The organism is Gloeotrichia echinulata CP02 (genome assembly GCA_038087035.1).
GTDB lineage: Bacteria > Cyanobacteriota > Cyanobacteriia > Cyanobacteriales > Nostocaceae > Gloeotrichia > Gloeotrichia echinulata.
In genome coordinates, this window is record CP051187.1 from 6,352,226 (window position 1) to 6,378,632 (window position 26,407).

Consider the following 26,407-nt stretch of genomic DNA (forward strand, 5'->3'; position numbering starts at 1 on the left):
AAGTCTATGTTAAAAACTATTAAAGGAATTTATAAAAACGGCAAAATTGAACTAGACGAAACACCAGAGGGTATTACTGAAAGTCCGGTCTTTGTTACTTTCTTGGAAATCAAGCCCACCACTTGGCCAGAAATAATCATGGAATATCAAGGTGTAGAAGACAGTATCCTCTTATCGTCACATCTAACGTGAAAGAATTTCAAAGAGTGCCCAGTTTACAAATCGAAAATTGGCGTTCTCCTCTCGAAAAATATTACTGAGTATTAAGTATCACAAATAACAGATGCTCGCCATCGGGAACTAGGCGATCGCAAATAGCGTCCAGTAACTATCAACAATATGTATTCTCTTGCAAAATTAGTAGGCTCAGGATGTGTTCTGGGCAACTTTTTATTATTTTAGTTGAGATGCAAACAAAAATAATAGTGGTAAGCTAAAACAAATATGGAAAAAAGTCAATAAGTCTTTATTTTCGTTACAGTGGGATAACAATCATAGTGTGAGGATTGATACTGATGCGAATCTTACTAGTTTACCCGATATTTCCCAAAACCTTTTGGTCATACGAAAAAATTCTAGAGTTAGTTGATCGCAAAGTTTTGTTACCACCTTTAGGTTTAGTGACAGTAGCGGCCATTTTGCCCCAAGAATGGGAATTTAAGCTGGTTGATCGCAACATTCGCCCCGCGACTGAAGAAGAATGGGCTTGGGCTGATGTGGTAGTTTTCTCGGCGATGATTGTCCAGAAACAAGATTTACTAGAACAAATCCGCGAAGCAAAAAGACGTGGTAAATTGGTTGCAGTCGGTGGTCCTTACCCAACTTCAGTACCTAGTGGAGTTCAAGAAGCTGGTGCAGATTTTCTCATTCTTGATGAAGGAGAAATCACCCTACCGATGTTTGTCGAAGCAATTCAAAAAGGTGAAAAATCTGGGACATTCCGCACCACAGAAAAACCCGATGTCACAACTACACCCATCCCCCGTTTTGATTTATTGGAATTGAATGCTTATGATTCAATGTCAATTCAATTTTCGCGGGGTTGTCCTTTCCAGTGCGAATTTTGTGACATTATTGTGCTTTATGGTCGCAAACCCCGGACGAAATCTCCAGCACAATTGTTGGCAGAATTAGATTATCTTTATGAATTAGGTTGGCGCCGCAGCGTGTTCATGGTCGATGACAACTTTATCGGCAACAAACGAAATGTTAAATTGTTGTTGAAAGAGTTAAAAGTCTGGATGGCAGAACATCAGTATCCCTTCAGTTTTGACACTGAAGCTTCTGTGGATTTAGCACAAGATCTAGAATTGATGGAATTAATGGTTGAATCTGGTTTTAAAGCAGTATTTTTGGGAATTGAAACCCCAGACGAAGATAGTTTGCAACTGACAAAGAAATTCCAAAATACTCGCAGTTCCTTGACAGATGCAGTGCAAACCATCATTAAAACTGGATTGCGCCCAATGGCTGGATTTATTATCGGCTTTGATGGCGAAAAAGCCGGCGCAGGCGATCGCATTGTCCGTTTTGCTGAACAAGCAGCAATCCCCTCCACCACCTTCGCCATGTTACAAGCGCTACCCAATACAGCACTTTGGCATCGTCTGACAAAAGAAGGAAGACTCCGGGAAGGTACAGATGGAAACATCAACCAAACCACTTTGATGAACTTCATCCCCACCCGTCCCCTGGAAGAAATTGCCAGAGAATATGTTGAAGCATTTTGTGCTTTATACGACCCAGTACAATATTTAGACCGCACCTACCGCTGTTTCTTGATGATGGGTGGACCAAGTTGGACAGCACCATTTAAAATGCCAGAATGGGTGGTTGTCAAAGCACTATTAATTGTAATTTGGCGACAAGGAATCAAACGGGAAACCCGCTGGAAATTCTGGCATCACTTATTCAGCATCATCAAGCATAACCCAAAAGTGGCAGATCATTATCTCGCCGCCTGCGCCCACAACGAGCATTTTCTAGAGTATCGCCAAATTGTACGCGATGAAATTGAAAGTCAGCTAGCAGCCTATCTTGCACAAGGCGCAGAAACACCTTATGTCCCCCCTGTCAAGGAAAAAGTGGTAGCCAAAGCTGAAGCAATAGTCAGTTAAGCATAGTCATTGGAAGTCGGCGGTTTATCCAACCCACCGCCGACTTATAGCACTTCCTATTCAGATGAGGTACAAAATTGTATCACGCGATGTAGGGGCACGGCACTGCCGTGCCCTTACCGATGTACCTCACTAGGGCGAGAAACGCTATAGGGTTTGGCAAAGGCTAGTAGTCTGTCAATTTTGTTTTGAGGGATTTTTGGTAGTGTGAGCGTCTCGCTCACGCGGGCAAGATGCCCGCACTACAGTCCATCATTTTTATCTTGACACAGTAGTAGTCTGTCAATTTTGTTTTGAGGGATTTTTGGTAGTGTGAGCGTCTCGCTCACGCGGGCAAGATGCCCGCACTACAGTCCATCATTTTTATCTTGACACAGTAGTAGTCTGTCAATTTTGTTTTGAGGGATTTTTGGTAGTGTGAGCGTCTCGCTCACGCGGGCAAGATGCCCGCACTACAGTCCATCATTTTTATCTTGACAGAGTACTAGGATCAAGCATGAAGTAGCCAGCTGTGAGCCGTCAAGAATCACTGCCCTTCAAGGGCAGTGAGTATGTCAACATTGGAGAAAATACGCATCTGTGTTTCCAGGGTCTGGAAACCCAAGATAATCTTGATACTTCAGTTGACACTACTTTTGTAAATACTCATGTCTTCAAATCCCCAGAACAGGGCTACGCCCCGCTTCGCTAACAGCGGTAACGAAATTCGCAACCTATTCCTAGACTTCTACGCCCAACGGGGACACCAAATTCTCCCAAGTGCGTCCCTTGTACCAGAAGACCCGACTGTGCTGCTGACAATCGCGGGGATGCTACCATTTAAACCGATATTCCTCGGACAGCGGACACCGGAGTTTAAGCGGGCGACGACATCGCAAAAATGCATCCGCACTAATGATATCGAAAATGTCGGACGCACGAAACGGCATCAAACTTTTTTTGAGATGCTGGGTAATTTCAGCTTTGGTGATTATTTTAAAGCACAAGCGATCGCCTGGGGTTGGGAAATCTCCACACAAGTCTTTGGCTTACCACAAAACCGTCTCGTTGTCAGCGTCTTTGAGGAAGATGATGAAGCTTTTGCCATTTGGCGCGATCAAATCGGCGTCCCGGAAGCAAGAATCAAGCGCATGGGTGCAGATGATAACTTTTGGGTATCTGGCCCCACAGGCCCTTGTGGCCCCTGTTCAGAAATATACTACGACTTCCACCCGGAACTTGGTGACGACAACATTGATTTAGAAGACGACACCCGATTTATCGAGTTTTATAACCTCGTCTTCATGCAATATAATCGGGATGCGGACGGTAATTTAACACCACTGCAAAATAAAAACATTGACACCGGCATGGGTTTGGAAAGAATCACCCAAATTCTGCAAAAAGTGCCGAATAATTACGAAACCGATTTAATTTTCCCCATTATCGAAACAGCAGCGCAAATTGCGGGGATTGACTACCACAACAGCGATGAGAAAACCAAAGTCTCCTTGAAGGTAATTGGCGATCACGTGCGGGCTGTTGTTCACTTGATTGCTGATGAAATCCGCGCCTCTAATGTCGGTCGGGGTTATATTTTGCGCCGGTTAATTCGCCGGGTGGTACGTCATGGACGATTAATTGGGATTGCGGGGGAATTTATTACCGAAGTTGCAGAAACAGCGATCGCACTTTCCGAATCAGCTTACCCCAATGTCCGTCAACGGGAAACCGTAATTACAGCCGAACTGCAACGGGAAGAATCAAATTTCCTGAAAACTCTCGATAGAGGCGAAAAACTACTGGAAGATATCATTCTCACAGTCAAACAACAAGGAAACACCCAAATTAGCGGTGAAAGCGCCTTTACTCTGTATGACACCTACGGCTTCCCCTTAGAATTAACTCAAGAAATCGCTGAAGAAAATCACCTGACTGTGGATGAAGCGGGATTTGCGCTCGAAATGCAAAAGCAGGTGGAACGCGCCAAAGCAGCACACGAAACTATCGATTTAACTGTCCAAGGTTCCCTCGACAAACTTGCAGAACACATCCACGCGACGGAGTTTTTAGGTTATACCCAAGCTGCGGCTAATTCAAAAGTAGAAGTATTGCTGGTTGGTGGTGTTTCCCAAGAAGAAGCAGAAGCCGGAACCCAGGTGCAAATTGTCCTTGACAAAACGCCATTTTATGCAGAGTCAGGCGGACAAATCGGCGATCGCGGTTATATTACCGGTGATGGTGTCGTCGTGCAAATCGAAGATGTCAAAAAAGAATCTGATTTCTTTGTTCACTTCGGACGCATCGAACGCGGTACAATCCGAATAGGAGATGCTGTAACTGCCCAAATTGATCGCGGTTGTCGCCGTCGTCTGCAAGCTAACCATACCGCCACCCACTTACTCCAAGCAGCGTTAAAGAAATTTGTCGATGATGGCATATCCCAAGCCGGTTCCTTGGTTTCCTTTGACAGGTTACGCTTTGACTTTAACTGTCCCCGTGCTTTGAGCGCAGAAGAATTGCAGCAAGTAGAAGAACAGATTAACACCTGGATTGCAGAAGCACACAGCGCCAACATCGAAGTATTACCCATCGCCGAGGCTAAGGCTAAAGGAGCGATCGCCATGTTCGGGGAAAAATACGGCGACGAAGTGCGGGTTATTGACTTTGCAGGCGTATCAATGGAACTGTGCGGTGGGACACATGTCAGTAATACTGCAGAAATTGGCGTGTTTAAAATTATTACTGAAGCGGGTGTAGCATCAGGAGTGCGCCGCATTGAAGCCGTTTCTGGTCCTGCGGTATTGGATTATCTCAACGTGCGAGATAAAGTAGTCAAAGATTTGAGCGATCGCTTCAAGGTCAAACCCGAAGAAATACCAGACAGAATTACAAGTCTGCAAACCGAACTGAGAAATAGCCAAAAACAACTGGAAACTTTGAAAGGACAATTGGCGATCGCAAAATCTGACAGTTTGTTGCAAACAGCCGAATCTGTGGGCGATTATCAAATTATTGTTGCCCAATTAGACGACGTTGACCCCGAATCTTTGAAAACTGCAGCCGAACGCTTACTGCAAAAACTGGGTAACGGCGCAGTGGTGCTGGGTTCGGTTCCCGAAGCCGATAAAGTCAGCTTAGTTGCAGCTTTTAGTGCAGAGGTGAATAAAAAGGGTTTGCAAGCAGGTAAATTTATCGGTGCTGTCGCCAAAATCTGCGGTGGTGGTGGCGGTGGAAAACCCAATTTAGCCCAAGCTGGGGGACGCGATGGGAGTAAATTACCCCAGGCGTTAGAACAAGCGCGGAGTGATTTAAAAGCTGGCTTGGGTTAATTATATTTTCTTGTGGGGCAGGCATCTTGCCTGCCTTATTGTAAATTAGTCTAGCGTGGATACTTTTTAGTTGGTATGCTCTTTTTTTAACATCCTTTCAAGTGCATTGACACCACATCTCAACTAATAGTCTATGAGTATTAACGCTTTTGTTGATAATGGGTATGACCCAGGTAGAGAGTTTTGTGAGAAATTTCTCTCTAGTAGTGAGTTTACTGTTGAAACTCTGCAACTTATTTGCTCAGGGTCAGGTCGGCTTAAAAAAGCTGAATTAGTAGTAGATATAGTCGATGAATTTGAAAAAGGTAAGCTTACTTCAGATGAAATCTTGCTTGCGTATGTAAAGCAGTCAAGAACATGGTTGAGTTTAAAACTGGGTAAGTGCGTTTGTACACCAAACCTAAAACCTGCTGCATCCTTGTTAAAAGAGTTTGGTCAAGATGGTTGGTATGGACCAATTCAGGAACCGAGTCAACCGCATAAGAAATGGTATATCCGAACTTATCTAATTGACGATTCAGGTAGTCAATTAGATAAACGTGATATTCGCTGGTCTGTCATTGCAGAAGTAACAAAAGATTATGTCGCTTTATCCTGGAATGGATTTAGTTTGCGTTCAACAACCAATGAGCGCATAGAAGCCGCTCAATTCCCGTTTTGGCATTATATTTCTGAATTTATTAATGAATTAGCTAATCATTGTCAAGCTAACTGGGAACATCCTAATCTTCATAAACTTGTTCTGCATGATATGTGGAATAAGTATCTCAATTCTATGCCTTACAAATGGCGGCACTTACGGATTAGAGCAGAAGCATCTGGACTGGCTATAAATGCTCATAGTGCAGGAGTTCAGGAGATTGATGTTGAAGGATTACAAGCTTTGTCAGAAAAATTAGCTAATTCAGTTTTAAATAAACTCGGTTTAGTAGGTGATCCAGAAAAGATGAGTAACGCTGAAGATGCAATTTTATTAACATTGATTAAAGAGTGGGGTACTAAATCTTACGAATTTCAGCTAGACAGGGAACTAACTGCAACTGAAATAGAGAAAGAAAAGTTAAAAAATACAGTAAAACGTCTGATCAAAGCACACTGCTATTTTGGACTCAAACCTCACTCCACAACCCAAGATTCTCTCCAGCACCTCAAGTGCTATTCAGGGTACTATGGTGGTAGTACGGGTGTTCTTGAGTTTCTGCTAAAAGAACTTGGATTTTAAGGCTAACGTCATGACTAGCTTCATCCACAAGGGTCATTTGGACTTCTTATCTGACCAACAGAAGGCTGAACTGAGCAAATACTTTATGACGGCATCAACCAATGTAATGCCGCATCAACTTGCTGTACATTTGGGTATAGAATACTCTCATGCTCTAGCAGTCTTAGCAGACCTAGAAGCACAGGGAGTTTGTGAAATGAAGCTTCTCATATACCATAATTGTGAGCCGGATGTCTATGTAGGTGCAATTCCTTATGGTACAGGGTTTCCTGATTTACCTTGGACTTGTCCGCATTGTGAAAGCATTGTAGAAAATTATGATGAGCTATCTTTTGATCTTATGGCAATATCTAAACAACCAATTGAATTTGCTTGATTGAATCATGCCAAGTCAAGATGAACTTGTGGAATCGATAATTAATGCTATGGATTTACTGGAATCAGGATCTCCAGCATTAAATAAATTCGCTTCTTATTTGTATCAACCAGATAATGAACTTTCTGAATATTTAGATAAACTGAAAATATTTACAGAATTAGAAAAACCTACACTAAAACAAACGCAGGAAGCAGGAAAGCTTCTAGAACAGATTGTAATTTTAGTGTTTAAAGGACTAAAAGGGGTTCAAAGTATCAAGAGTTTTCAGTCCGCAGGTCCCCAATATGATTTGTTAGTTAGTGGCGATGACCTTTCTTGGAAAGCAGTCTGTAAAACTTTATATCTTGACTGGGAAAAGAGAGATATAGTTATTGAAGCGAAAGCTACAAAAGCACCTTTGCCAGACAAGCAGTTTGCTCGATTGTGCAGCATAATGGATTTGAATTTAAAAGGTGCAGGTCTTGGTATTTTTATTACACTCAATGGAGCAACAGGTTTTCCTAAATTAGGGAATTCTAGACAAAGAGCAGTTAGTGATTGCAGACTTCGGCAGATAATTTTTCATGCCAAAACAAATAAAATTATAGTTGTTCTAGATAAGGATGATTTATTTCAATTAACAAAAAATGGAACATTAATTGAAGTATTAACCAGGAAAATTAGAGATTTATCAGAATTAAGTGGTATGCCTACAACTTCTGTTGAACAATTTCAAGAAATAGATTTACCTGAGCATTTGAAAATGGTGTATGATTCTGAATAGAATTCATAGCCAAGCTGACGTAACTTTGCATGTAGTCCATGCCCCTTTGGTCAACCGATTTTGGATTGACCCCGACCACAAGGGGCAAACAATTTTAGATTTGGGATACTTCTCTACGTAGCCTCTCGTAGAGAAGTATCCAAAATCTAAAATTCGGAGGGTCAACGCCAATTACCCACCAGGACAAACGCCGACCAATAATAAGGATGTTTATACTGAGCGGAATTTAACAAAGATAGTTGCGCTTGACGTAAGGCCTCGGCTTTGGTCATGCCAGATTGGGTAAGCAGGCGGTAAAATTCAGCGATGAGTTGGGAAGTAGACTGATCCTGTACTGACCACAGGGTGGCGAGGGTACTCCTAGCTCCAGAGCGGACAGCAACCCCTGCTAGTCCTAGAGTAGCGCGGTTGTCACCTTTGGCAGTTTGACAAGCACTGAGAACCAACAGTTCAATTGGTTCTCGTAGGCGTTGGGTAGCGCTTTTACCAACGCCAGTCAGGAGTTGATCTAAATCTTTAACATTAATGCGATCGTCCCAAGTCAAAAGAAAAGTGTCTTGAGCTTTTGAGCTAAACTGACCGTGGGTGGCTAGATGAACTACAGAAAACGGTTGCGCCTCAACGCGCTGTTGGAAACTGCGGCGAGTAAACTCTTGATTGAGCAAAACTTTAGCTGAGATTTTGGCTTGAATCTGGTTAATTTCTTGTTCTACCCCAGGTAAAGTAGAAAAGCCTTGTCGGGCTGTAGCTAAACCCCCAGCCAAGACTTTAAATTGTTGGGGAGAGAGCGATCGCGATTCTAAAAGCTGCAATCCTGGAGTCAGGGCAATATTGTAACGCTCGACTAAATAGTGCTGACCATCATGGAGAACTGCCATAGGTAAACTGCGTAAGAATCCATCTAAGACAAATACTAAAGTTTGAATTCCTTGACGTTCTAACTCAACAGTAGCAGGACGCAGCAACCAATCGTAGACTTGTTGTGCAGGAGCTAAAATCTCCCCAGGCAAGAAAACAGGGTTTAAAGACTGACGCAGTTGATTAAACACCTTCTCGGCTGTCGCTGGCCCTAGGTCAGTTCCGTAATGTTGCAACGGCTGACCGGGGAGGGAGAGAATTACTTCCAAACGTTGGTCAAGAATTATGGGATAAATTACCGCTGCTTTCGGGTCTATCCTCTCAATAGGTTTGGTTTTATAGGTTAAGCAAGCTTCCCGAAAAAAGTTGTCTAACTCCGCTAGCTGCAAGCCCTCAATCACTTCGCGAGAACGTTGCAGATATTTTTGCTGAGTATTTTTAGGCAAGCTATCGACATTGTGTAACAGCAATTGTACCAGCTGACGATATACAGGTTCAACCTGCTCTCGAAAGCTAAACTGCACATCAGGATTCACCGCTACTAAATCCTGACGTAGAGATTGTAAAATATTTGCCGCTTCCTCATAGGCAGCGATCGCCTGTGTCACTTCCCCTTGCGCCTTGAGAATTCGTCCCTGCTGCCAATACCAAGTTACCCCAATATCTGCTGCCTGGATTCTCAAAGCGATAGACAAGGCTTGTTGAGTTAAAGACAAAGCCTCAGACCATTGTTGAGTTTGTTCATATAAATGCCCTAATTCCCCCAATGCATAGGATTCTGCCTTGGGGTCTTGCAATTCCCTGGCTTGTTGCACTGCTCTAGCTAACAGTTCCGCTATTTCCCGGCTCCCAATTCCCGACTCCATACTGTCAATTTTAATTAAGCTTGCCGCGAAATTGACCTGGGCATAGATAACCCCATGACTAGGAGGTAAGTTTGCTAAACGCTGTTGAATTTGGGGGATTAGTGCCAAGGTATCTGTGGTTTGCTTGGTGTAGACTAAAATGCTAAGTTGATTAAGTAAAGCTTCTAACTGAGTCTGCGGATTTTTGGCTGTATCTTGTACCTGTTGATAAAACTTCAACGCTGTCTTAAATTCCAATTTTGCCCTAGCCGTATTTCCCAAACTAAAGAGGATTTCGCCAATATTTGCTGTATAATCAAGCTTCTTGGCAATAGTTAAACTTGCCGATAAAACCGCTTCCGACTCCTGTAAATCTCCCACCATTTGCAGGGTACGCCCCAGACTATGCAATCCATTGATTTTGAGTAAGGAATCAGGTAAGGCTGCTAGATCTTGTTTCATCTGCTCTAGGATAGTTCGCGCCTGTCGATAAAAGCCCAAAGTTTGTAGGGCTTGAGATTGGTTAATCTGACTCAGGATAATCCCCGTCCCATCCTTCGCAGAACGATAGTGTTTCTCAGCCTGTTTCCAAGTTGCGAGGGCATCTTCCCCATGACCTGTGTTAAGTTGTAAACTGCCTTGGGTATTGAGAACTTGAGCCAAAATCAGTTCTGCGTCTGGAGTCTTAAATTTTGAGTTGTTAAGTAATGCTAAACTTTGGGAAATAGCCGTTTTTGCCGCTTGCCAAAGTCCCAGGTCTTGATATACAATTGCTAGGTAATTGTAGCTTAAAGCTTGAGTAGATAATTCTTTCCCTGATACTTGATGCACCTGTTGCCAGAGTTCTGCTGCCTCGGCAAACCGTCCTAAATTATACAGATGCTTACCTTGTTCAAGTAGGGAGATTGGGGATTGCAGATTAGGCGGTGATATGGAATTCACTTGATTAGAGATAATTGTCTGGGAATCCTGCGCCCCTTGCCCCTGGTTGGGAAGCGTTAGAGGTAGGGTATTGTGACTATGGGCAATTACAGGGGTTTCGGATGGGATGAGGCGGACTGAAACACTATTTTTCCCTTGAGCAGGTATAACTGTGATTACGAATAAGAAAGTCAGAATGCCTAAAATAAATGGCAGTACAAGCTTGAATGTAAACCTAAATTTATCTTGTAGTAAGCATTTTAGCGCTAAAACACTTACTACAAACCAATACAGGTTTAATAACTGGCGGTAAAGATTCACGACTGTCTACTATCCCGTGGCAACTGAGTACATTTCATTTGATCATCCCTAAAACTAGGACTGTTTTGAGGAAAATTTGTTACTAGTTCCACATTTCCTTCCCTGTTAATCACCCATCCCTGTGCTTCCACAATTGGGGATTGGGGATTGGTGAGTGGGGATTGGTGAGTGGGGATGGGCAAATTTTTGTTAGTAGTAGTCACTCGCCAATCTTGCATGATTACCTGACTGTGGAGCATTTGTCGGGGGTCTTCTGGTAAACCACCGCGTCCTGTCACCACAAAACGAGCGCCACGTTCTGCTGGACAACCTGCGACAATCTGATTTGTTGGGTCGTTAGGAACTGAGGGCAATTGGGTTAATCCCTGGGTTGGGTCAACACTTAAAATATTAATTTGCACAACACCCTGTAATTGAGAATTTCGACCCGTGGCGGTGATATCACTTTGTGGAGTTTGTTGTTCTCGAAACGCGATGCCAAAAATTCCTTGGGTGTTGATGGTGATATTACCACCACGAAAGTCAGTCGAATTGGCGGTGATGTCGCTATTTTCTGCAGCGGCTAAGGTATCAGTATTGATCGTAATGTTGCCACCATCGAAACTACCTGCATTAGTGCTAATTCGACTCTGACGACGCAACAGTATATTCCCCGCCTGGAGATGAATATTTCCCCCGGAGCCAGAGCGAGTATTACCATCAATGCTGCTTTGATTGTCAAGGGCGATCGCATCGGCTACAATGTTGATAGTGCCAGCACGTCCTGACCCCAAACTCTCAACACTGACAGATCCCTGATCCTGGAGAATTAACTTTCCTGTGGTGATATTTAATTCTCCCGCCGCCCCTGTGAATTTTCCTGAAGGAGACTTAATAAGAATATCTCCAGATGCTGTTGCTACAGCACTAAAAGCGCTGTTATCTCTGGTTTTGCCAATCACTTGCACCGACTCGGTAGCATTGATAAAGATATTTCCCCCCCGTCCCGCACCAACAGTAGAGGCGCCTACCCCACCTCCATCTTGAACAATTAACCGCCTAGTGTTGATCTTCAAGTCGCCACCGTCGGCTTGGCCAAGGGTTCCCGTAGCCACAAAACTTCGATCTGATCTGCCAATAACTTTTACAGAGTCTCTGGCGTTGATGGTCAGATTTCCACCACGACCTTCAGAAGGAATCTGGAGATTTCTGATGTTTAACCCACTGGAACTGGTGATAGTAGCTCCCTCTTCTAGGAGTAGGGAACCTGTGTTAATTTCTAAGTTTCCTGCATTTCCTGTGCTACCAGCAGTATTAGTACTTAGAGCAGTAGCAAACCGACTACCTGGGAAATTTCCTGACAAGACCACCGACTCAGAGGCGTTGACTGTTAAATCCCCGCTGTTACCTGCACCCAAAGTGGCGGTGGAGAGGACTCCGCTATCCCGAACAGTCAACTTGCCTGTATCAACTGTTATACTGCCTGCATTTCCCAGATTAAAGGCTGTAGTTAGTAATGCAGCGCTATTCACATCTACTAAATCAGATGTCCTAACGATAATATTACCTCCATCTCCTGTTGTAAATGCCAGGTTGATGATTGCCGCGCCATTTTCCACTGTCAGTTTTTTAGTATCAATTATGATATCTCCTGCTTTTCCTGTGCTGAGGCTCACCCCATATAAGAAACCTTTCGCCGGTAGGGAGTTACCAAGAGTTCTACTCAGTGCTGGCTCAAGATAGTTTCGTTGAAAGTTGTCAAATCCAATACCGCTAAGTTCTACAGAGTCAGTAGCGTGGATAACAACATTACCTCCTGCGCCTGTACCGTAAGTAGTAGTGCCAAAAAAGGCTTGGTCTTGAAGCTGGAATTGCGCTGCTTCAACTGTGATGCCCCGACCGTCAATATTTGTTACTGTATCAGAGAACAAGTTGGAGCGATCGCGCAAGGAAACTTTTCCTCCCCTAATTTGGATAGCGCCACCATTTAATTCTCTAGCTGTTGCCGTACCTGATAACTCAATGTTGCCAAAATTTGCCACACCTGTATAATCTAAACTCCAGCCTGTTGGGCTGGGGATGAAACTGACTAAACCTGGGCTGGTGACACTACCCAATAAAATGTTTCCACCCGCAGTACTCACATAAGCATCATCTAAGCGAATATCACCACCCACTAATCCTAAAGTTTGACCGGGTGACACCTGCAGTCCAACGTTTTGATTATTGTTTGCTAATCCTTGCACAAGAATATTTCCGGGATTAGGTCCGAACTGCAAGCCTATGGGGACGTTAATTTTTAGCAGTGGTAGCGCTTGTGGATGAGTAGCGCTGAATTTCAGTCCATTATCAAATATGATACTATCCGCCGTGGAGGCAATAAACGACCCCTGCAAATTCAGCCGAGCATTTGGTCCGAACACAATCCCGTTGGGATTAATCAAAAATAAATTAGCATTACCCAACACCCCTAGGGTTCCCAGAATTTCAGAACTCTTTCCCCCTGTAATTCGGCTGATAATATTTTGAATCCCGCTTGGGTTAGCAAAATCAACTCGCTGTTGTGCCGAGACATTGAAATCTTCAAAACTATGAAATAGGTTAGAACCACGAATCGCACCACCTTCAATAATATCTCCTTGGCCAGAGGTATTAATGCTTGAACTTTCTGTTCCTAATGTGTTGTCTGGCTTAATCTGAGCGTCAGCCACACGGTGAAAAACGGTGAATGTACTGCTAAACAATAGGATAAATACGATTTTTAACCCCCAAGACCAATTTTTGGTTTCCACAATAATTACCCCGTTGGAGAAATATCGTATTTCTTTATACCATATAATTGGGTTAAATTTACTCGTACTTTGTCACACTTACAAACTAGCCGATAAGCGTAGAGCTACGCGCTATTAGCGCAGCTTTCCCGTAGGGTAGCGCAACTACAAATAAATCAATTGACCTATGAGAAAATGTGGTGGAGTAATATCCTAGGAGCAGATAAGTCTCACCAAAGTTTTGACGACAAAACTTGTCTAATTATGTCTCTAAAATTTATCGGCAAAATTTGAATATTCAGATGGTTTTACTTGTGTGAGCATGACAAAAGACTTGCATTAGGCTCATTCCACTCCTTTGCTATAAGTAAGTCTGTGGAAATCAGCAGAACTACAGGAATCATATTTGATTTTTGGAAAAATCTAAGTATGTGTAGGCTTGGCAATGCCCACCATAGATATATTTCACCAATCAAATATTAGCGGCTGTTAAGCAGCTTTTGTATTGTTAATTTGCCAGGACATAATTAGTCATCTTATGTCGATACAATCAAGTAAATAGCCTTGAAAGTTTTAATTTTGTAGCTAATAATTGCAGGTATAAGGTTAAGAAATAAATGCTTAATCTTTCACAAGATTACTGTTTTTTCTAGGTTACATAGGAGACAAAAGCAATGGTAAACATCCAATTGTCAGAACTGAATACTACAGGCTCCGAACTGTTTATCGATTCTGAAAGCTTTCTGCAAGACCTGACTGATACGGATGCTATGGTTATCCAGGGAGGAGTAGGGGGCGACATCAATAAATTACTGGAATTTGGGTTGGGCGCTTATGCAATTAATAATGTTATATCCATAGCGAAGTCATTTAGTGCTGCTCCTAGTGATTCTGCTCCTGTTAGTTCTGCTCCTGGTGGTTCTACTCATGGTGGCTGAGGCCTTTGTTGATAGTTTATAGTTCACCATTGAATAGAATTCAGCAATCAAAAGTTGAATTCTACTCAAATGCATTAATGAATGAGCAGGATAAAAACTAATCCTGCTCAAATTTACCAGGGTGTCAATTTTATTAAAAAAACATACAAAAGTTACGCAAGCAATGGGGAGAAAATCAATGACTAATATCAACACTACTCATTCAGAATCATTTCCAGATACTGAAAGCCTTTTAGAGAATTTATCTGACATGGATTCCATGCTAATAACTGGAGGTAAAACCATGAAGGATAAAACTGCTGAAGATAATAAATTTAGTATGAAACTTGCAGAACTGTCCAACCAAACAATTACATCGCTAGTCGATTTATTTTTTAATTCTCCAAAACGGGATATTAACTAGTACTCGTAATCTAAATAGTTATGTCACACGACACAAATCAATTTCCAGATTTAGAAAAATACAACATTAAAACCAGCAAGTTTTTAACGCCTTTTCAGCGAAAAGTTCTGCTGAAAAATCTCCAAGCAAATTTACAACCAGAATATCGTCGTCGTATCGAAATTATGTTGTTGGCAGATCAGGGGAAATCTCAAACTCAAATTTGTAAAATATTAGGTTGCTCTTGCCACATGGCGAGATACTGGGTTGGTATAGCAAAAGCTGGTTTAGCTCACCAATGGCAAGAACAGCCAATCGGCAGACCTAAGAGTGTTAACGAGCAATATCTTGACCGCTTGAAAGAATTGGTCAGCCATAGCCCTCGTCAGTATGGCTATCCATTTCAAAGCTGGACAGCACAATGGTTAAGCAAACATTTAGTAAGTGAACTGGGGATTGAAATTACCGAACGCCATGTCAGCCGTCTGCTCAAAAAAATGGGATTGTCTACCCAACAAAAAAATAATAGCCTCAAACAACAAACTGACGATATCCAAGATTCTGAAATTACAATTTGTGATTTGCAATTGCCTTTTGAGGCTAGTTTTAATTGGTCTTTAAATTTTGTTAACACCACGTAGTAATTCTAGTATTCTAGTTAATAAATTTTCCTCCAGATGGAATTATTTTTGACTCACTTACGAATTTTTACGCTGAAACTAAAAGGATTAGGCGTATTAACGCACCTGTTTAGGTATTTTACCTGCATGGGTGCTTTTTTTTGTAAAAAGGAATCTAGAGAAAATTAAATATTAAATATGTACTATTATGGTAATTTCTTATTAAGATTTAGATTAAATATTTAATTTATTTTTAATCCAAAAGCAGTAATTGTATATTGGTTTTTTATGACTTTTGGATAATTTATTATCTAGCAATTACGTTTATAAATAAAAGTATAGGTATTACATGCTTATGTTTTTTAGATATGTATGTTTGTAATACCTCTATAGCAAAAATGAGGGTAACAATTATGTCAGTTCAATTGATCGAAGCCGAGTTACTTGAGGAGCTTTCTACAGAAGAGCAAGAGTTTCTATCTGGAGGACAACTCTACCTTCCTGCCAATCTTAGAGGCTTTCTAAGAGACAAAGAAGGCAAGAAGTATCCTGTTAGATTGAGCATTTTGGAACCTAGCCAGACAAGTTGAGGGATAAAGATCTAGTCATGGCTTCTAGCCTCAGCCGCAATCTGTTATTTCTTAACTGCTCGTAGTTAGCTAAACTTACGATTAGTGGGGTGGGAGAAAAAACTGATATAACTAGCTCTAAATAACTCTGATTTGAAGAGATATTAGACGCTTTAATCGATTGTCTCTAGATATTAAATCAACAGTCTAGAAACAAAAAGTAAGTGCTAGTAATAACATTTACCTTCCTCCTCTTCCCTCCATTCATTCAGATAAAAATAGGGTATATTTTCTGGTGTTTGACTCTTGCAAATTACTAGATTTTTATAAATTATCGACATACAAAATTAGGAAATATGAAATTTTTTATCTAGATTCCCAATTTCTCTAATTATTAATTACTGCAGTTTTAGCGATTACCCTTAAATCTTTGGAATAGGTGGTATGTTGCACTTGAGCTACAAATACCGAATCTATCCAAACCAGACTCAGGAACAGATGATGTTGAACTGGTTGGAGCAATGTCGCCGCGTTTACAACTACGCGCTAGCCGAGCGCAAAGACTGGATTAACTCGCGTACATGTGCAATTAATGCTTGCAGTATCCACTCGGAATACATCATTGCGGCTGATACACTTTATCCAAATTACTACACACAAAAACGCAATCTGACTCAAGCTAGAAACGAGATTCCCGAACTCAAAGCAGTTCATTCTCAGGTCTTGCAAGATGTATTAGGAGGACTCGAAAAGTCATTCTGTTTTATGCAAGAACGAGGATTTGGATTTCCTCGCTTCAAAAAATTTGGTCAGTATCGCTCTTTTCTGTTTCCGCAATTCACAGATAATCCCATCACTGGGCATCAAATCAAATTGCCCAAAATTGGTATGGTGTTAATTAACTTCCATCGCCCAATTCCAGAGGGATTTGCTGTCAAGCAAGTTAGGATTGTTCGCAAAGCATCGGGTTGGTATGCGATTGTTTTATTGCAAACAAATGTCTCTATTCCTGATATAATCCCACAAGGAAATTCCATCGGTATTGAGTTGGGATTAAAAAAGTTCTTGGCTGTATCAATGGGAAAGTTGGTGGAACATCCTCGTTGTTTTCTGAACTTGCAAAGCAAGCTGAAATGGCTGCAACGCAAACTGAAAAACAAACAGTGCGGCTCCCATAACTACCGTAAACAACAGCATAAAATTGCTAAATTGCATGAACACATTCACAATCTTCGTCGGGAGTTTCAGTTTGACATTGCTCATCAACTCTGCAACGGAGTTGGAATGATTTTTGCTCAAGATAGCAACCCGAAAGTTAATAGTTACGGAATGCAGCCAAACCAATTCCTAGAAATTCTCCAGTGGGTTTGCTTCAAACGAGGTGTATTTTTCCTCAAAGTTGACTCCAAGCAGACAAGTCAAATTTGCCCTAACTGTGGAGCGCGTAGCGGAAAAAAACACAGCCAAAACTTACGCACAGACAGGAAAGAAACTGAATTTTTTAACATCAACTCTACCTGGAAACGAGAGTTTTTAGTTAATGAATTCGATTTCTACTGTTCTGAATGTGGATATACAACAGACCGAGATGTCGCTGCTGCTCAAGTAGTCGAGCAACGCGGTCTAGCAGCCGTGGGATACATGGTGAAGGTGCCTGTGGAGGCTAGTGCGTCAGCACTCCGATGAAGCAGGAACTCTCAATCGCGAGGTTGGGATGCTGATACTGTAGGCTATGCTTACAGTGTTGGAGAATGTCACGTAAGGGAAATTCAAGAAGTTAGGAATAAAGCTACGTGTCATATTTTTTTCGTTGAGGTTGTCTAACATTAAAAGTCAATAGTCCACCCAGGATTTTTGACACTTAACCCTTTACTCTTGAGAACCATGACAGATGATTTATGTACGATAAATAAATAGGAAAATGTAATTTATTTTTTTATTTTTTATCAGCCAAAAGCAGTAAATTTATTTCACTAATATATAACTTTTGGATCATTTATTACCCGTGGAATAGGTTTATAGTTAAAAGTGACTATAGGTATTACATATGTTTTTTCTATATGTGTGTAAAACCTATGTAGCTAAATTGAGGGTAACAATTATGTCAGATCAAGTCATTCAATCCAATTTGTTGGAAGAGCTTTCCACAGAGGAGCAAGAGCTTCTATCTGGAGGAAAGCGCGATTATGATTACCCATATGATGGCGGTAGGACTAAGCAGCGTAAGTGCTGGTGTCCCAAGCAGACGGGCTATCCATATCCCGGTATGGGGTATGGGGACGTGAACTAATGTGTTGTTTGTGATAGCGGTTATCGATTGGATGAGAACACCAAAAACCTTGCTATAAAATCATGGGAGCAAAATTTTTGTACCTCACTCAATTGTACAGCGCTATAACCTAAGTTTTCGCGTTCACCTCATGTGGAAAAATCAAGGTGAAACCTAATACCAATTCAAAAAATCTTTGCAACACATCGATAATCTGTAGGGACGCAAGGCCTTGCGCCCCTACCCTATCTGTCCCATTCTTTTTTCAAATTGCTATAATCCCCTTGGGCATGTTTTCAAAGTCTTAGATCCCCCTAAGTCTCCCTTTGAAAGGGGGATTGGGGGGATAACCGTAGTGAAAAATATATTAGGACTTATACACTCGTGATGAAAAATAATCAATACTATAATCATAGCATACCACGAGGAATATTTGTGAAGTTTTTACTATAAATGTTCACTTATTCACTTTACGGCATCTAACCCTTACTCACATGTAAGATTTATGTCAGATGATACCAAGGAATTTCCATATTCGGAAAAATACAACGTTAAAACTAGCAAGTTTTTAACGCCTTTTCAGCGCAAAGTTCTGCTAAAAAATATCCAAGTTAGTTTACCACCAAAATACCATCTTCGGATCGAGATTATGTTGTTGGCAGATCAGGGAAAATCTCCAACCGAAATTTGTCAAATATTGGGTTGTTCCTACCATATGGCGCGATATTGGGTTGGTGTAGCAAAAGCTGGTTTAGCTCATCAATGGGAAGAACAGCCAATCGGTAGACCTAAGAGTGTGAACAAGCAATATCTCGCACGCTTACAAGAATTGGTCAGCCATAGCCCTGGTGAATATGGCTATCCATTTCAACACTGGACAGCGCAATGGTTAAGCCAGCATTTAGCCAGTGAACTGGGAATTAAAATTACCAAACGCCATATCAATCGTCTGCTCAAACAAATGGGGCTATCTACTCAACAACAAAACAATAGCCTCATACAAAAAACTGACGATATCCCAGATTCTGAGATTACAATTTCCGAGTTGCAATTACCCTGTGAGCCTAGTTGTCAATGGTCACTAAATTTCATTAAATGAATTAACAGTCAACAGTTAATAACCATGATTAATATCATGTTCGGTTGATCGCTTAGAAAATGTCATTACGAGCGGTTCGCAATGACAAGTATTTATCCGAATATTTCTGATAATTTTGTTATACATGTGAGTATATGCCATTAAAATTTTTGCATCAACAGTTAGCTGCACCACTCACCCAAACCTTGGGTGTAACTCTTGCAGAACAAGAACTAACAGACTGCTTGAAAACAGTAGAAATTCGTGAACCACAAACAACAAAGCTGTTCTGGGGAGCATTAGATGCAGAACCGGGAATTTATATGGTTTTAACTGGTAAAGTTAGACTGCTGGATACATCGAATAATTTAATTGCTACGTTTTCTAGTACAGGTTCATTTGGTGAAATAACTCTGTTTCCAGAAGCAGAATTTCACCCTTACACTGCCAGAGCTTCTACAAATTTAAGGCTTTGCTATGTCAAAGCAAATTTATTGTACAACTTAATGGGCAAATACCCCAGTATTCGCGAGCATCTTTATCATCAAGCAGAAATTTGGGATTTGCTGCTGCTATATGTTCAAAAATGTCCCTTTCCGCGCATTATTGGTGTTGAAAGGATGCTGAAAGTACTATCTGTATTCCAACGACATAATTTAGAGATTGGCTCTGTACCGATAAAATTTACACAAGACAGCAAACTGTGGCTACTACGTCATGGGGAACTGCTAAACTCAGATGGTCGCATTCTCACTCCTGGGAGAATTTATGCGCCTCTTCCTTTGGAATATCCTAACAAACGGCGTCGCAATACTAGAGAGGAAAGTTGGCAAGTAATTAAGCCAACAATAGTTTACAGTCTCAGTTATTTTGATTGGCAAACAGCACTAGATCATTTACCACAGTTACCAGAATTAATTACTTTCGGCGCTATTTATAATTCTGATGAAGAGGACGAAGAATTTATTATATCAGTTATTAAAAATAATGCCCTCCTTCTCTGCTAGCCATTTGTTGTTACCTGAGACAGAAATATTATTACTGATGTGGCGTCATACCAAGCAGTATCGATTTTTTTGCAAAACAAGGTGAAGCATGACAAATATTTTGAAAATTTCGCCAAATGACATCATTTATCAAATCAAATTTTCCTGCCAAATTGCGGAGATAATTGAAGCAATCGCGACTCGGAAAATTATTGCTGATGCTGCTGAAGAAGCAGGATTAAAGGTAGATAAAGCAGAGCTTCAACAGGCTGTAGATAACCTGCGATTAGCTAATAATCTGATAAAGGTTGAACATACCTGGGCTTGGCTACAAAAACATTATCTCTCGTTAGATGAATTTAAAGAATTAGCTACAATTAACTTGCTTTCTGCAAAGTTAGCCAATTATCTATTTGCAGATCAAATCGAACCATTCTTTTTTGAACATCAAATTGATTATACTGCATCTGTTACTTATGAAGTGATTTTAGATGACGAAGATTTGGCTTGGGAACTTTTTTATGCTCTACAAGAAAACGAAATTAATTTCCAAGATATTGCCCGTCAATATATAGAAGAACCAGAAAGACGCCGCGCCGGTGGATATTGCGGAATCCAACACCGCAATGATTTTAAATCTGAGATTGCAGCTTGTGTTTTTGCTGCTTGTCCGCCACAAATTATTAAGCCTATTCTCACACAAAAAGGAGTGCATCTGATTTGGGTTGAGGAAATAATTAAACCTCAATTAAATGAGCAACTGCGCTTAAAAATTTTGCAAGATTTGTTTTTTACTTGGTTAAAGCAACAACTTGAGGAAGTTACAATTGTGGTAGAGTTTCAACAAGATCATTCCTTCTGCAAATAATTATGGTTTTTGCTATAGGACTTAACCCGCATTTCTCACAAGGAGAGAAGGGATTGAACTTCGCAGATTGAACTCTCCCAAAGCGCGAACCTCACGGGCGAAGTAATAAGTAAGAAGTAAGAAGTAAGAAGTAAGATTCATTACTCATTACTCATTACTCATTACTCATTACTCATTACTCATTACTCATTACTCATTACTCATTACTCATTACTCATTACTCATTACTTATTTAATTATTGAGATGTGGTGAGAAATTCGGGTTAAGTAGCCTTCATGAACTGCGTAGAGCAGGAGACATGAAAAAAACTTCTTATTCCCCTCCTTGCTTACGCTTAGGGGCTAGTTCCGCGATTTCAACGTCTTATATGATACCACCAAAATGCTGATACATATAGATTTCGCCTAGGGGGTTGGGGGTGGTGGGTTGTACCTCACGCAACCAAGCTAATTTTTGTGAAAAGTGCGATAAGATTAATCAATGTTACTATTTGTTAACTAATTCAAACGACATGTACAGTTCTCTTCTATAAGATGTAAGATAGAATAAATATAAAATATAATTTATGTTTTTAATTTAGTGTTTATTTTTTGTTTTAAGTTTTAAATCATCACAGCTTTTGATATGAAGATTTTAGTTGTAGAGGATGATAGTTTACTTGCGGTCGCCCTCACTGCCATTCTTACTACCCAAAACTATGCTGTTGAAGTTGCCAGTGATGGTGATGCGGCTCTTGATTTAATTGAAACTTATGACTATGATTTAATCATCTTAGATGTCTTGTTGCCGAAGCTCGATGGCATCAGTCTTTGTCGTCAAATTCGCTCTGCTGGTTTGCAAATGCCTGTGTTGTTATTGACCGGCTGTGATAGTAGTCACGAGAAGGCAATTGGACTAGATGCAGGTGCTGATGACTATGTAGTTAAACCTTTTGATGCAGAAGAGTTAGTAGCGCGTGTACGGGCTTTATTGCGTCGGGGAGGCGCAACATCTCAACCTGTGTTGGAATGGGGTAATTTAAGGCTTGATCCTAGTAGCTATGAAGTCACATTTGGACAAGATTTACTATCATTAACTCCAAAAGAATATGCCCTGTTAGAGTTATTTTTGCGAAACAGTCGCCGAGTATTTAGCTGTGGCATGATTTTAGAACATCTGTGGTCTTATGATGATACTCCCACAGAAGAAGCTGTGCGTACCCATATCAAAGGTTTACGGCACAAACTCAAAGCGGTGGGAGCTAATAGTGATTTGGTGGAAACAGTTTATGGTATTGGCTATCGGCTCAAGCCATTGGAAGAGGAGGGTGAGAAAGGGAAAGGGCTAGACCATCCCCATTCCAAAATCTCTGATCTCAAATCACAGCAGCAAACACTCGCAGGGGTTGCGGGGATTTGGCACAGATTTCAAGGGCGCATTGATGAACAGTTAAGGGTACTGGAGAAAGCCGCAGATGGTGGCGATTGTTTAAATGTAGAATTGCATTTGCAAGCAGCTCAAGAAGCTCATACTCTGGCGGGTTCTTTAGGCACTTTTGGCTTGGCTATTGGCTCGAAGTTGGCGCGAAAAATAGAACATTTGCTAAACTCCAAGAAAACATTGACTGCTGCGGAAACGAAAAATTTGCAAAATTGGGTGAGGTTATTACGTAAAGAAATTCAAGGCAAAGATAATCCACCAATCTCATCGCCTACTGCTGAAACTCTTCCTTTAGTATTGATAATTGCTCGCAAATCTATTTTAACTGAAGAGTTAACTAAAGAATCTGCTAAATGGGGGTTAAAATTTGCTATTTCCACTAACATTGAAACAGCTAGAAATCAGATTTACCGCCAAAGTCCTCATGTGGTATTGCTAGATTTGGGTGTTTCTTCTCAGCAAGAGCAAAGCTTGAGCTTCTTAGCAGAACTTTCTGGGCGCAAACCTCCCTTACCTGTACTAGTTTTAACCGAGAAAACTGATTTTCTCAATCGCCTACAAATTGCTCGCAACGGTGGACATACCTTTTTACAGAAGCCGATGGGGACTACACAGGTCTTAGAAGCTATCACCCAAGTCTTAGAAGAATCTCCCCACTCCGAAGCTAAGGTATTAGTTGTAGACGACGACCCCAAAATTTTAGCATGGTTGCAAACCTTACTCAGTCCTTGGGGACTCAAGGTGATTACTCTTGATGACTCGCGCCAGTTTTGGGAAACTTTAGAAGCTGTTACCCCAGATATATTGATTCTGGATGTGGAAATGCCTTACACTAACGGCATTGAACTGTGCCAGGTGGTACGGAATGATCCCCGTTGGAGTGAGTTACCCATCCTGTTTCTGACGGTTCATAACGATGCTGAGATTTTGAATCGGGTATTTAGCGTTGGTGCTGATGACTTTGTGAGCAAGCCAATTGTTGGACCTGAACTAGTTACTCGCATTATCAATCGTTTAGAGCGAATGAAACTGCTACGACGCATGGCGCAAACTCACAGTCAGCAAGTTAACCAATATGAAACCCGCTGGCGAGCCATTTTTGCAGGCGAGCCAGATTGTGTGATAATGATTGCGGCTGATGGGACTGTGTTGGAAATTAACCCGGCGGGATTTTTGATGCTGGAAACAGACAGCAGCGTTGCCGTAATTGGTAAGTCAGTTTATAGTTTCATTGTTCCAGAAGATCGCGAGGCGTTTCGCCAACTCAACGCCAATGTTTGTCAAGGTGGTAAGGGTACTTTACAGTGTCAGATGATTAGCTGTAAAGGTAATCGTCGCTGGACGCAAACCCATGCAGTACCTCTGCTTAACCAAGCTGATGGTAAAATGCTCATGTTGACAATTACGCGAGATATTAGTCAAGCAAAACAAGCAGAGGCAGAAATTAGCCGGGTAAATCGCACCCTGCAAACTTTGAGTGATTGCAATCAGGTACTCATCCGTGCCAAAGATGAGTTAGACTTGCTACAGAAAAGTTGCCAAATTATTGTCGAAGTTGGGGGTTATCGTCTGGCTTGGGTTGGTTTTGCTGAACATGATCAACAGCAAACTATTCGCCCAGTGGCTCAAGCAGGCTATGAAGATGGATATTTACTATCGTTGAACCTCACCTGGTCTGACACAATTCGCGGACAAACCCCATCAGCAAGCGCAATTCGCACAGGTCAACCTTGTATTATTCAAAATATTTTCACCAACCCCAGTTATGAAATTTGGCGCTGTCAGGCGACCAAACAAGGTTATGCTTCATCTATTGCTTTACCCTTAATGGCTGATGGTCAACCTTTAGGCGTCTTGAATATTTACGCCTCAGAACTCGAAGCCTTTGATGCTGATGAAGTTAAACTCTTGCAAAAGCTGGCAGCAGACCTAACTTATGGTATTATCGCATTGCGAAATCAACGCGATCGCACCCTAGCTGAAATCGCATTGCAACAAAGTCAGGCAGATTTGCAAAAAGTTAATAATGAACTAGAATTGCGAGTGGCAGAGCGCACGGGTGAGTTAATTGGTGTAAATCAACAATTGCAGTCACAACTCGACGAACGTCAACGCATAGAAGCAGAATTGCGGATTTCTCAAACCAGATTTGCTCGAATTTTAGATATTGCTGATGATGCAATTATTTCCATTGATGCAGATCAACGGATCACTTTGTTTAACCAAGGAGCAGAAAAGATTTTTGGCTACACCGCTCAAGAAGTCATCGGACAACAGCTAGACTTACTTTTACCACTGCGCTTTACCGACGCCCATCGTCATTATGTAACTGAGTTTGGCAAATCTCCTAGCTTGGCGCGGAGAATGGGAGAACGGCGCGAATTATTTGGTTGTCATAAGGATGGTACAGAATTCCCCGCTGAGGCTTCGATTTCCAAATTAGATATGGGCGAAGGGATATTTTACACAGTAATTTTGCGTGACATCACAGAGCGTAAACAAGTTGAACGGATGAAAGATGAATTTGTTTCCGTCGTCAGTCATGAACTCCGCACCCCCCTGACTTCAATCCACGGTTCACTGGGAATGTTAGCCAGTGGTTTGCTCAAAGCCGACTCGGAGCAGGGAAAACGCCTGCTGCAAATTGCTTGTGATAGCACAAACCGTCTAGTACGCCTGATCAATGATATCCTAGACATTGAGCGGATTGAGTCAGGCAGGGTGAAAATGGAACAACAAACCTGCAATCTGGCTGACTTGATCAAATCATCTGTCAATATCATGCAGCCCCTGGCAGATAAAGCCGGAGTCAAACTATCTATATCTAGCTTATCTATCGAATTGTGGGCTGATGAAGACCGCATTGTCCAAACTCTGACTAACCTGCTGAGTAACGCCATTAAATTTTCCTCCCCTGGAAACACAGTTTGGCTGCGGGCTGAAAAACAAAAGTATGAAGTTTTATTAACAGTCCAAGATACTGGGCGTGGTATCCCCCATGATAAACTTGAGGGTGTATTTGAACGCTTTCAACAGGTCGATTCCTCCGATTCCCGCAACCATGACGGCAGCGGTTTAGGCTTGGCAATTTGCAAAAGCATTGTCCAGCAGCATGGGGGAAATATTTGGGTAGAAAGTAAATTGGGTGAAGGTAGCACCTTTGGCTTTACATTACCGATTCTAGAGGCTCCCCTAACTCCTGAATTACCAGACCCAATTCAGCACTCACCACTAGTCCTAGTCTGTGAGGAAAATCTCGCCATCCCCAGTGAACTGCAAAGACTACTGCAACAAGGCGGATATCGAGTGGTGACAGTGGCTAATGGTCCGGAAGCGATCGCCGTAGCCGCTGCTCAACAACCAGATGTGATTATACTCGATTTACTCATGCCGGGGATGAATGGTTGGGAAACAATGGCAGTATTAAAAGAACGGGCGGATACCAAAGAAATCCCCATTGTGATTTGCAGCGTCTACCAAGCAACAACAAATAGTCAACCTAGTACAGACTTTGCCGATTGGTTGAGTAAACCAGTCCCAGAAAGTTACCTGTTACAATCACTTAGGCAATTTGTAACTAAATCTTCCAAGCGCCTCCGAATTTTGATTGTTGAGGATGATCACGATTTAGCCCAGTTACCTAAATCGGAGAGAAGGCTCCCGCCATAATCTTTGATTTGGCGGCGAGATGAATCGAGGGCAAAAAACGAAACGTTCCCCGACCACAACTGGCTGCAAGCCAGTAAGGGAAAGGGAACAGTTGAGTTTTTTGCAAATCTATGTTATGGTT

The 26,407-nt window shown here is 41.6% G+C and carries 17 protein-coding genes; 15 read left to right on the top strand and 2 right to left on the bottom strand.

Annotated elements, in window-relative coordinates; genetic code table 11:
• Nucleotides 1-6: 6 nt before the first annotated feature.
• From HEQ19_28295 to HEQ19_28320, 6 genes are all read left to right on the top strand, one after another.
• A complete protein-coding gene (locus HEQ19_28295) occupies nucleotides 7-192 on the top strand; it encodes a hypothetical protein (GenBank protein WYM02800.1) in 186 nt (61 codons plus the stop codon).
• A gap of 323 nt (nucleotides 193-515) precedes the next feature.
• Nucleotides 516-2,117, top strand: coding sequence for a DUF4070 domain-containing protein (locus tag HEQ19_28300; GenBank protein ID WYM02801.1), 1,602 nt, complete (start codon nucleotides 516-518; stop codon nucleotides 2,115-2,117).
• 647 nt (nucleotides 2,118-2,764) lie between these two features.
• Nucleotides 2,765-5,428 (top strand): alanine--tRNA ligase, encoded by a 2,664-nt coding sequence (gene alaS / locus HEQ19_28305; GenBank protein WYM02802.1) that lies wholly within the window; start codon nucleotides 2,765-2,767, stop codon nucleotides 5,426-5,428.
• A gap of 133 nt (nucleotides 5,429-5,561) precedes the next feature.
• Nucleotides 5,562-6,650, top strand: coding sequence for a hypothetical protein (locus tag HEQ19_28310; GenBank protein ID WYM02803.1), 1,089 nt, complete (start codon nucleotides 5,562-5,564; stop codon nucleotides 6,648-6,650).
• Nucleotides 6,651-6,735: 85 nt separating this feature from the next.
• Nucleotides 6,736-7,026 (top strand): hypothetical protein, encoded by a 291-nt coding sequence (locus tag HEQ19_28315; protein ID WYM02804.2) that lies wholly within the window; start codon nucleotides 6,736-6,738, stop codon nucleotides 7,024-7,026.
• A 7-nt stretch (nucleotides 7,027-7,033) separates the two neighbouring features.
• Entirely contained in the window at nucleotides 7,034-7,792 is a 759-nt protein-coding gene (locus HEQ19_28320) for a hypothetical protein (protein ID WYM02805.1), read from the top strand.
• Between the two features lie 161 nt (nucleotides 7,793-7,953).
• Here HEQ19_28320 and HEQ19_28325 read toward each other — a convergent pair whose 3' ends face one another.
• Entirely contained in the window at nucleotides 7,954-10,737 is a 2,784-nt protein-coding gene (locus HEQ19_28325) for a CHAT domain-containing protein (GenBank protein WYM03672.2), read from the bottom strand.
• Nucleotides 10,734-13,508: an S-layer family protein gene (locus HEQ19_28330; protein WYM02806.1), complete on the bottom strand. Its 2,775-nt coding sequence runs from the start codon at nucleotides 13,506-13,508 to the stop codon at nucleotides 10,734-10,736. Before HEQ19_28330 ends, HEQ19_28325 begins: the two co-directional genes overlap by 4 nt.
• A gap of 653 nt (nucleotides 13,509-14,161) precedes the next feature.
• Here HEQ19_28330 and HEQ19_28335 point away from each other — a divergent pair.
• From HEQ19_28335 to HEQ19_28375, 9 genes are all read left to right on the top strand, one after another.
• Nucleotides 14,162-14,425, top strand: coding sequence for a hypothetical protein (locus tag HEQ19_28335; GenBank protein WZI67045.1), 264 nt, complete (start codon nucleotides 14,162-14,164; stop codon nucleotides 14,423-14,425).
• Nucleotides 14,426-14,603: 178 nt separating this feature from the next.
• On the top strand, nucleotides 14,604-14,828 hold the full coding sequence (locus HEQ19_28340) for a hypothetical protein (protein ID WYM02807.1): 225 nt from the start codon (nucleotides 14,604-14,606) through the stop codon (nucleotides 14,826-14,828).
• Nucleotides 14,829-14,848: 20 nt separating this feature from the next.
• A complete protein-coding gene (locus HEQ19_28345; protein WYM02808.1) occupies nucleotides 14,849-15,448 on the top strand; it encodes a helix-turn-helix domain-containing protein in 600 nt (199 codons plus the stop codon).
• Between the two features lie 392 nt (nucleotides 15,449-15,840).
• Nucleotides 15,841-16,017 (top strand): hypothetical protein, encoded by a 177-nt coding sequence (locus HEQ19_28350; GenBank protein ID WYM02809.1) that lies wholly within the window; start codon nucleotides 15,841-15,843, stop codon nucleotides 16,015-16,017.
• Between the two features lie 423 nt (nucleotides 16,018-16,440).
• Nucleotides 16,441-17,682 (top strand): transposase, encoded by a 1,242-nt coding sequence (locus tag HEQ19_28355; protein WYM02810.1) that lies wholly within the window; start codon nucleotides 16,441-16,443, stop codon nucleotides 17,680-17,682.
• Nucleotides 17,683-18,770: 1,088 nt separating this feature from the next.
• Nucleotides 18,771-19,364: a helix-turn-helix domain-containing protein gene (locus HEQ19_28360; GenBank protein WYM02811.1), complete on the top strand. Its 594-nt coding sequence runs from the start codon at nucleotides 18,771-18,773 to the stop codon at nucleotides 19,362-19,364.
• Nucleotides 19,365-19,498: 134 nt separating this feature from the next.
• The gene (locus tag HEQ19_28365) at nucleotides 19,499-20,350 is read left to right on the top strand and encodes a cyclic nucleotide-binding domain-containing protein (GenBank protein WYM02812.1); all 852 of its coding nucleotides are present in this window, start codon (nucleotides 19,499-19,501) and stop codon (nucleotides 20,348-20,350) included.
• A gap of 88 nt (nucleotides 20,351-20,438) precedes the next feature.
• Complete coding sequence (locus HEQ19_28370) at nucleotides 20,439-21,197, top strand: peptidylprolyl isomerase (GenBank protein WYM02813.1); 759 nt, start codon at nucleotides 20,439-20,441, stop codon at nucleotides 21,195-21,197.
• 625 nt (nucleotides 21,198-21,822) lie between these two features.
• Nucleotides 21,823-26,286, top strand: coding sequence for a response regulator (locus HEQ19_28375; protein WYM02814.1), 4,464 nt, complete (start codon nucleotides 21,823-21,825; stop codon nucleotides 26,284-26,286).
• Nucleotides 26,287-26,407 lie beyond the last annotated feature (121 nt).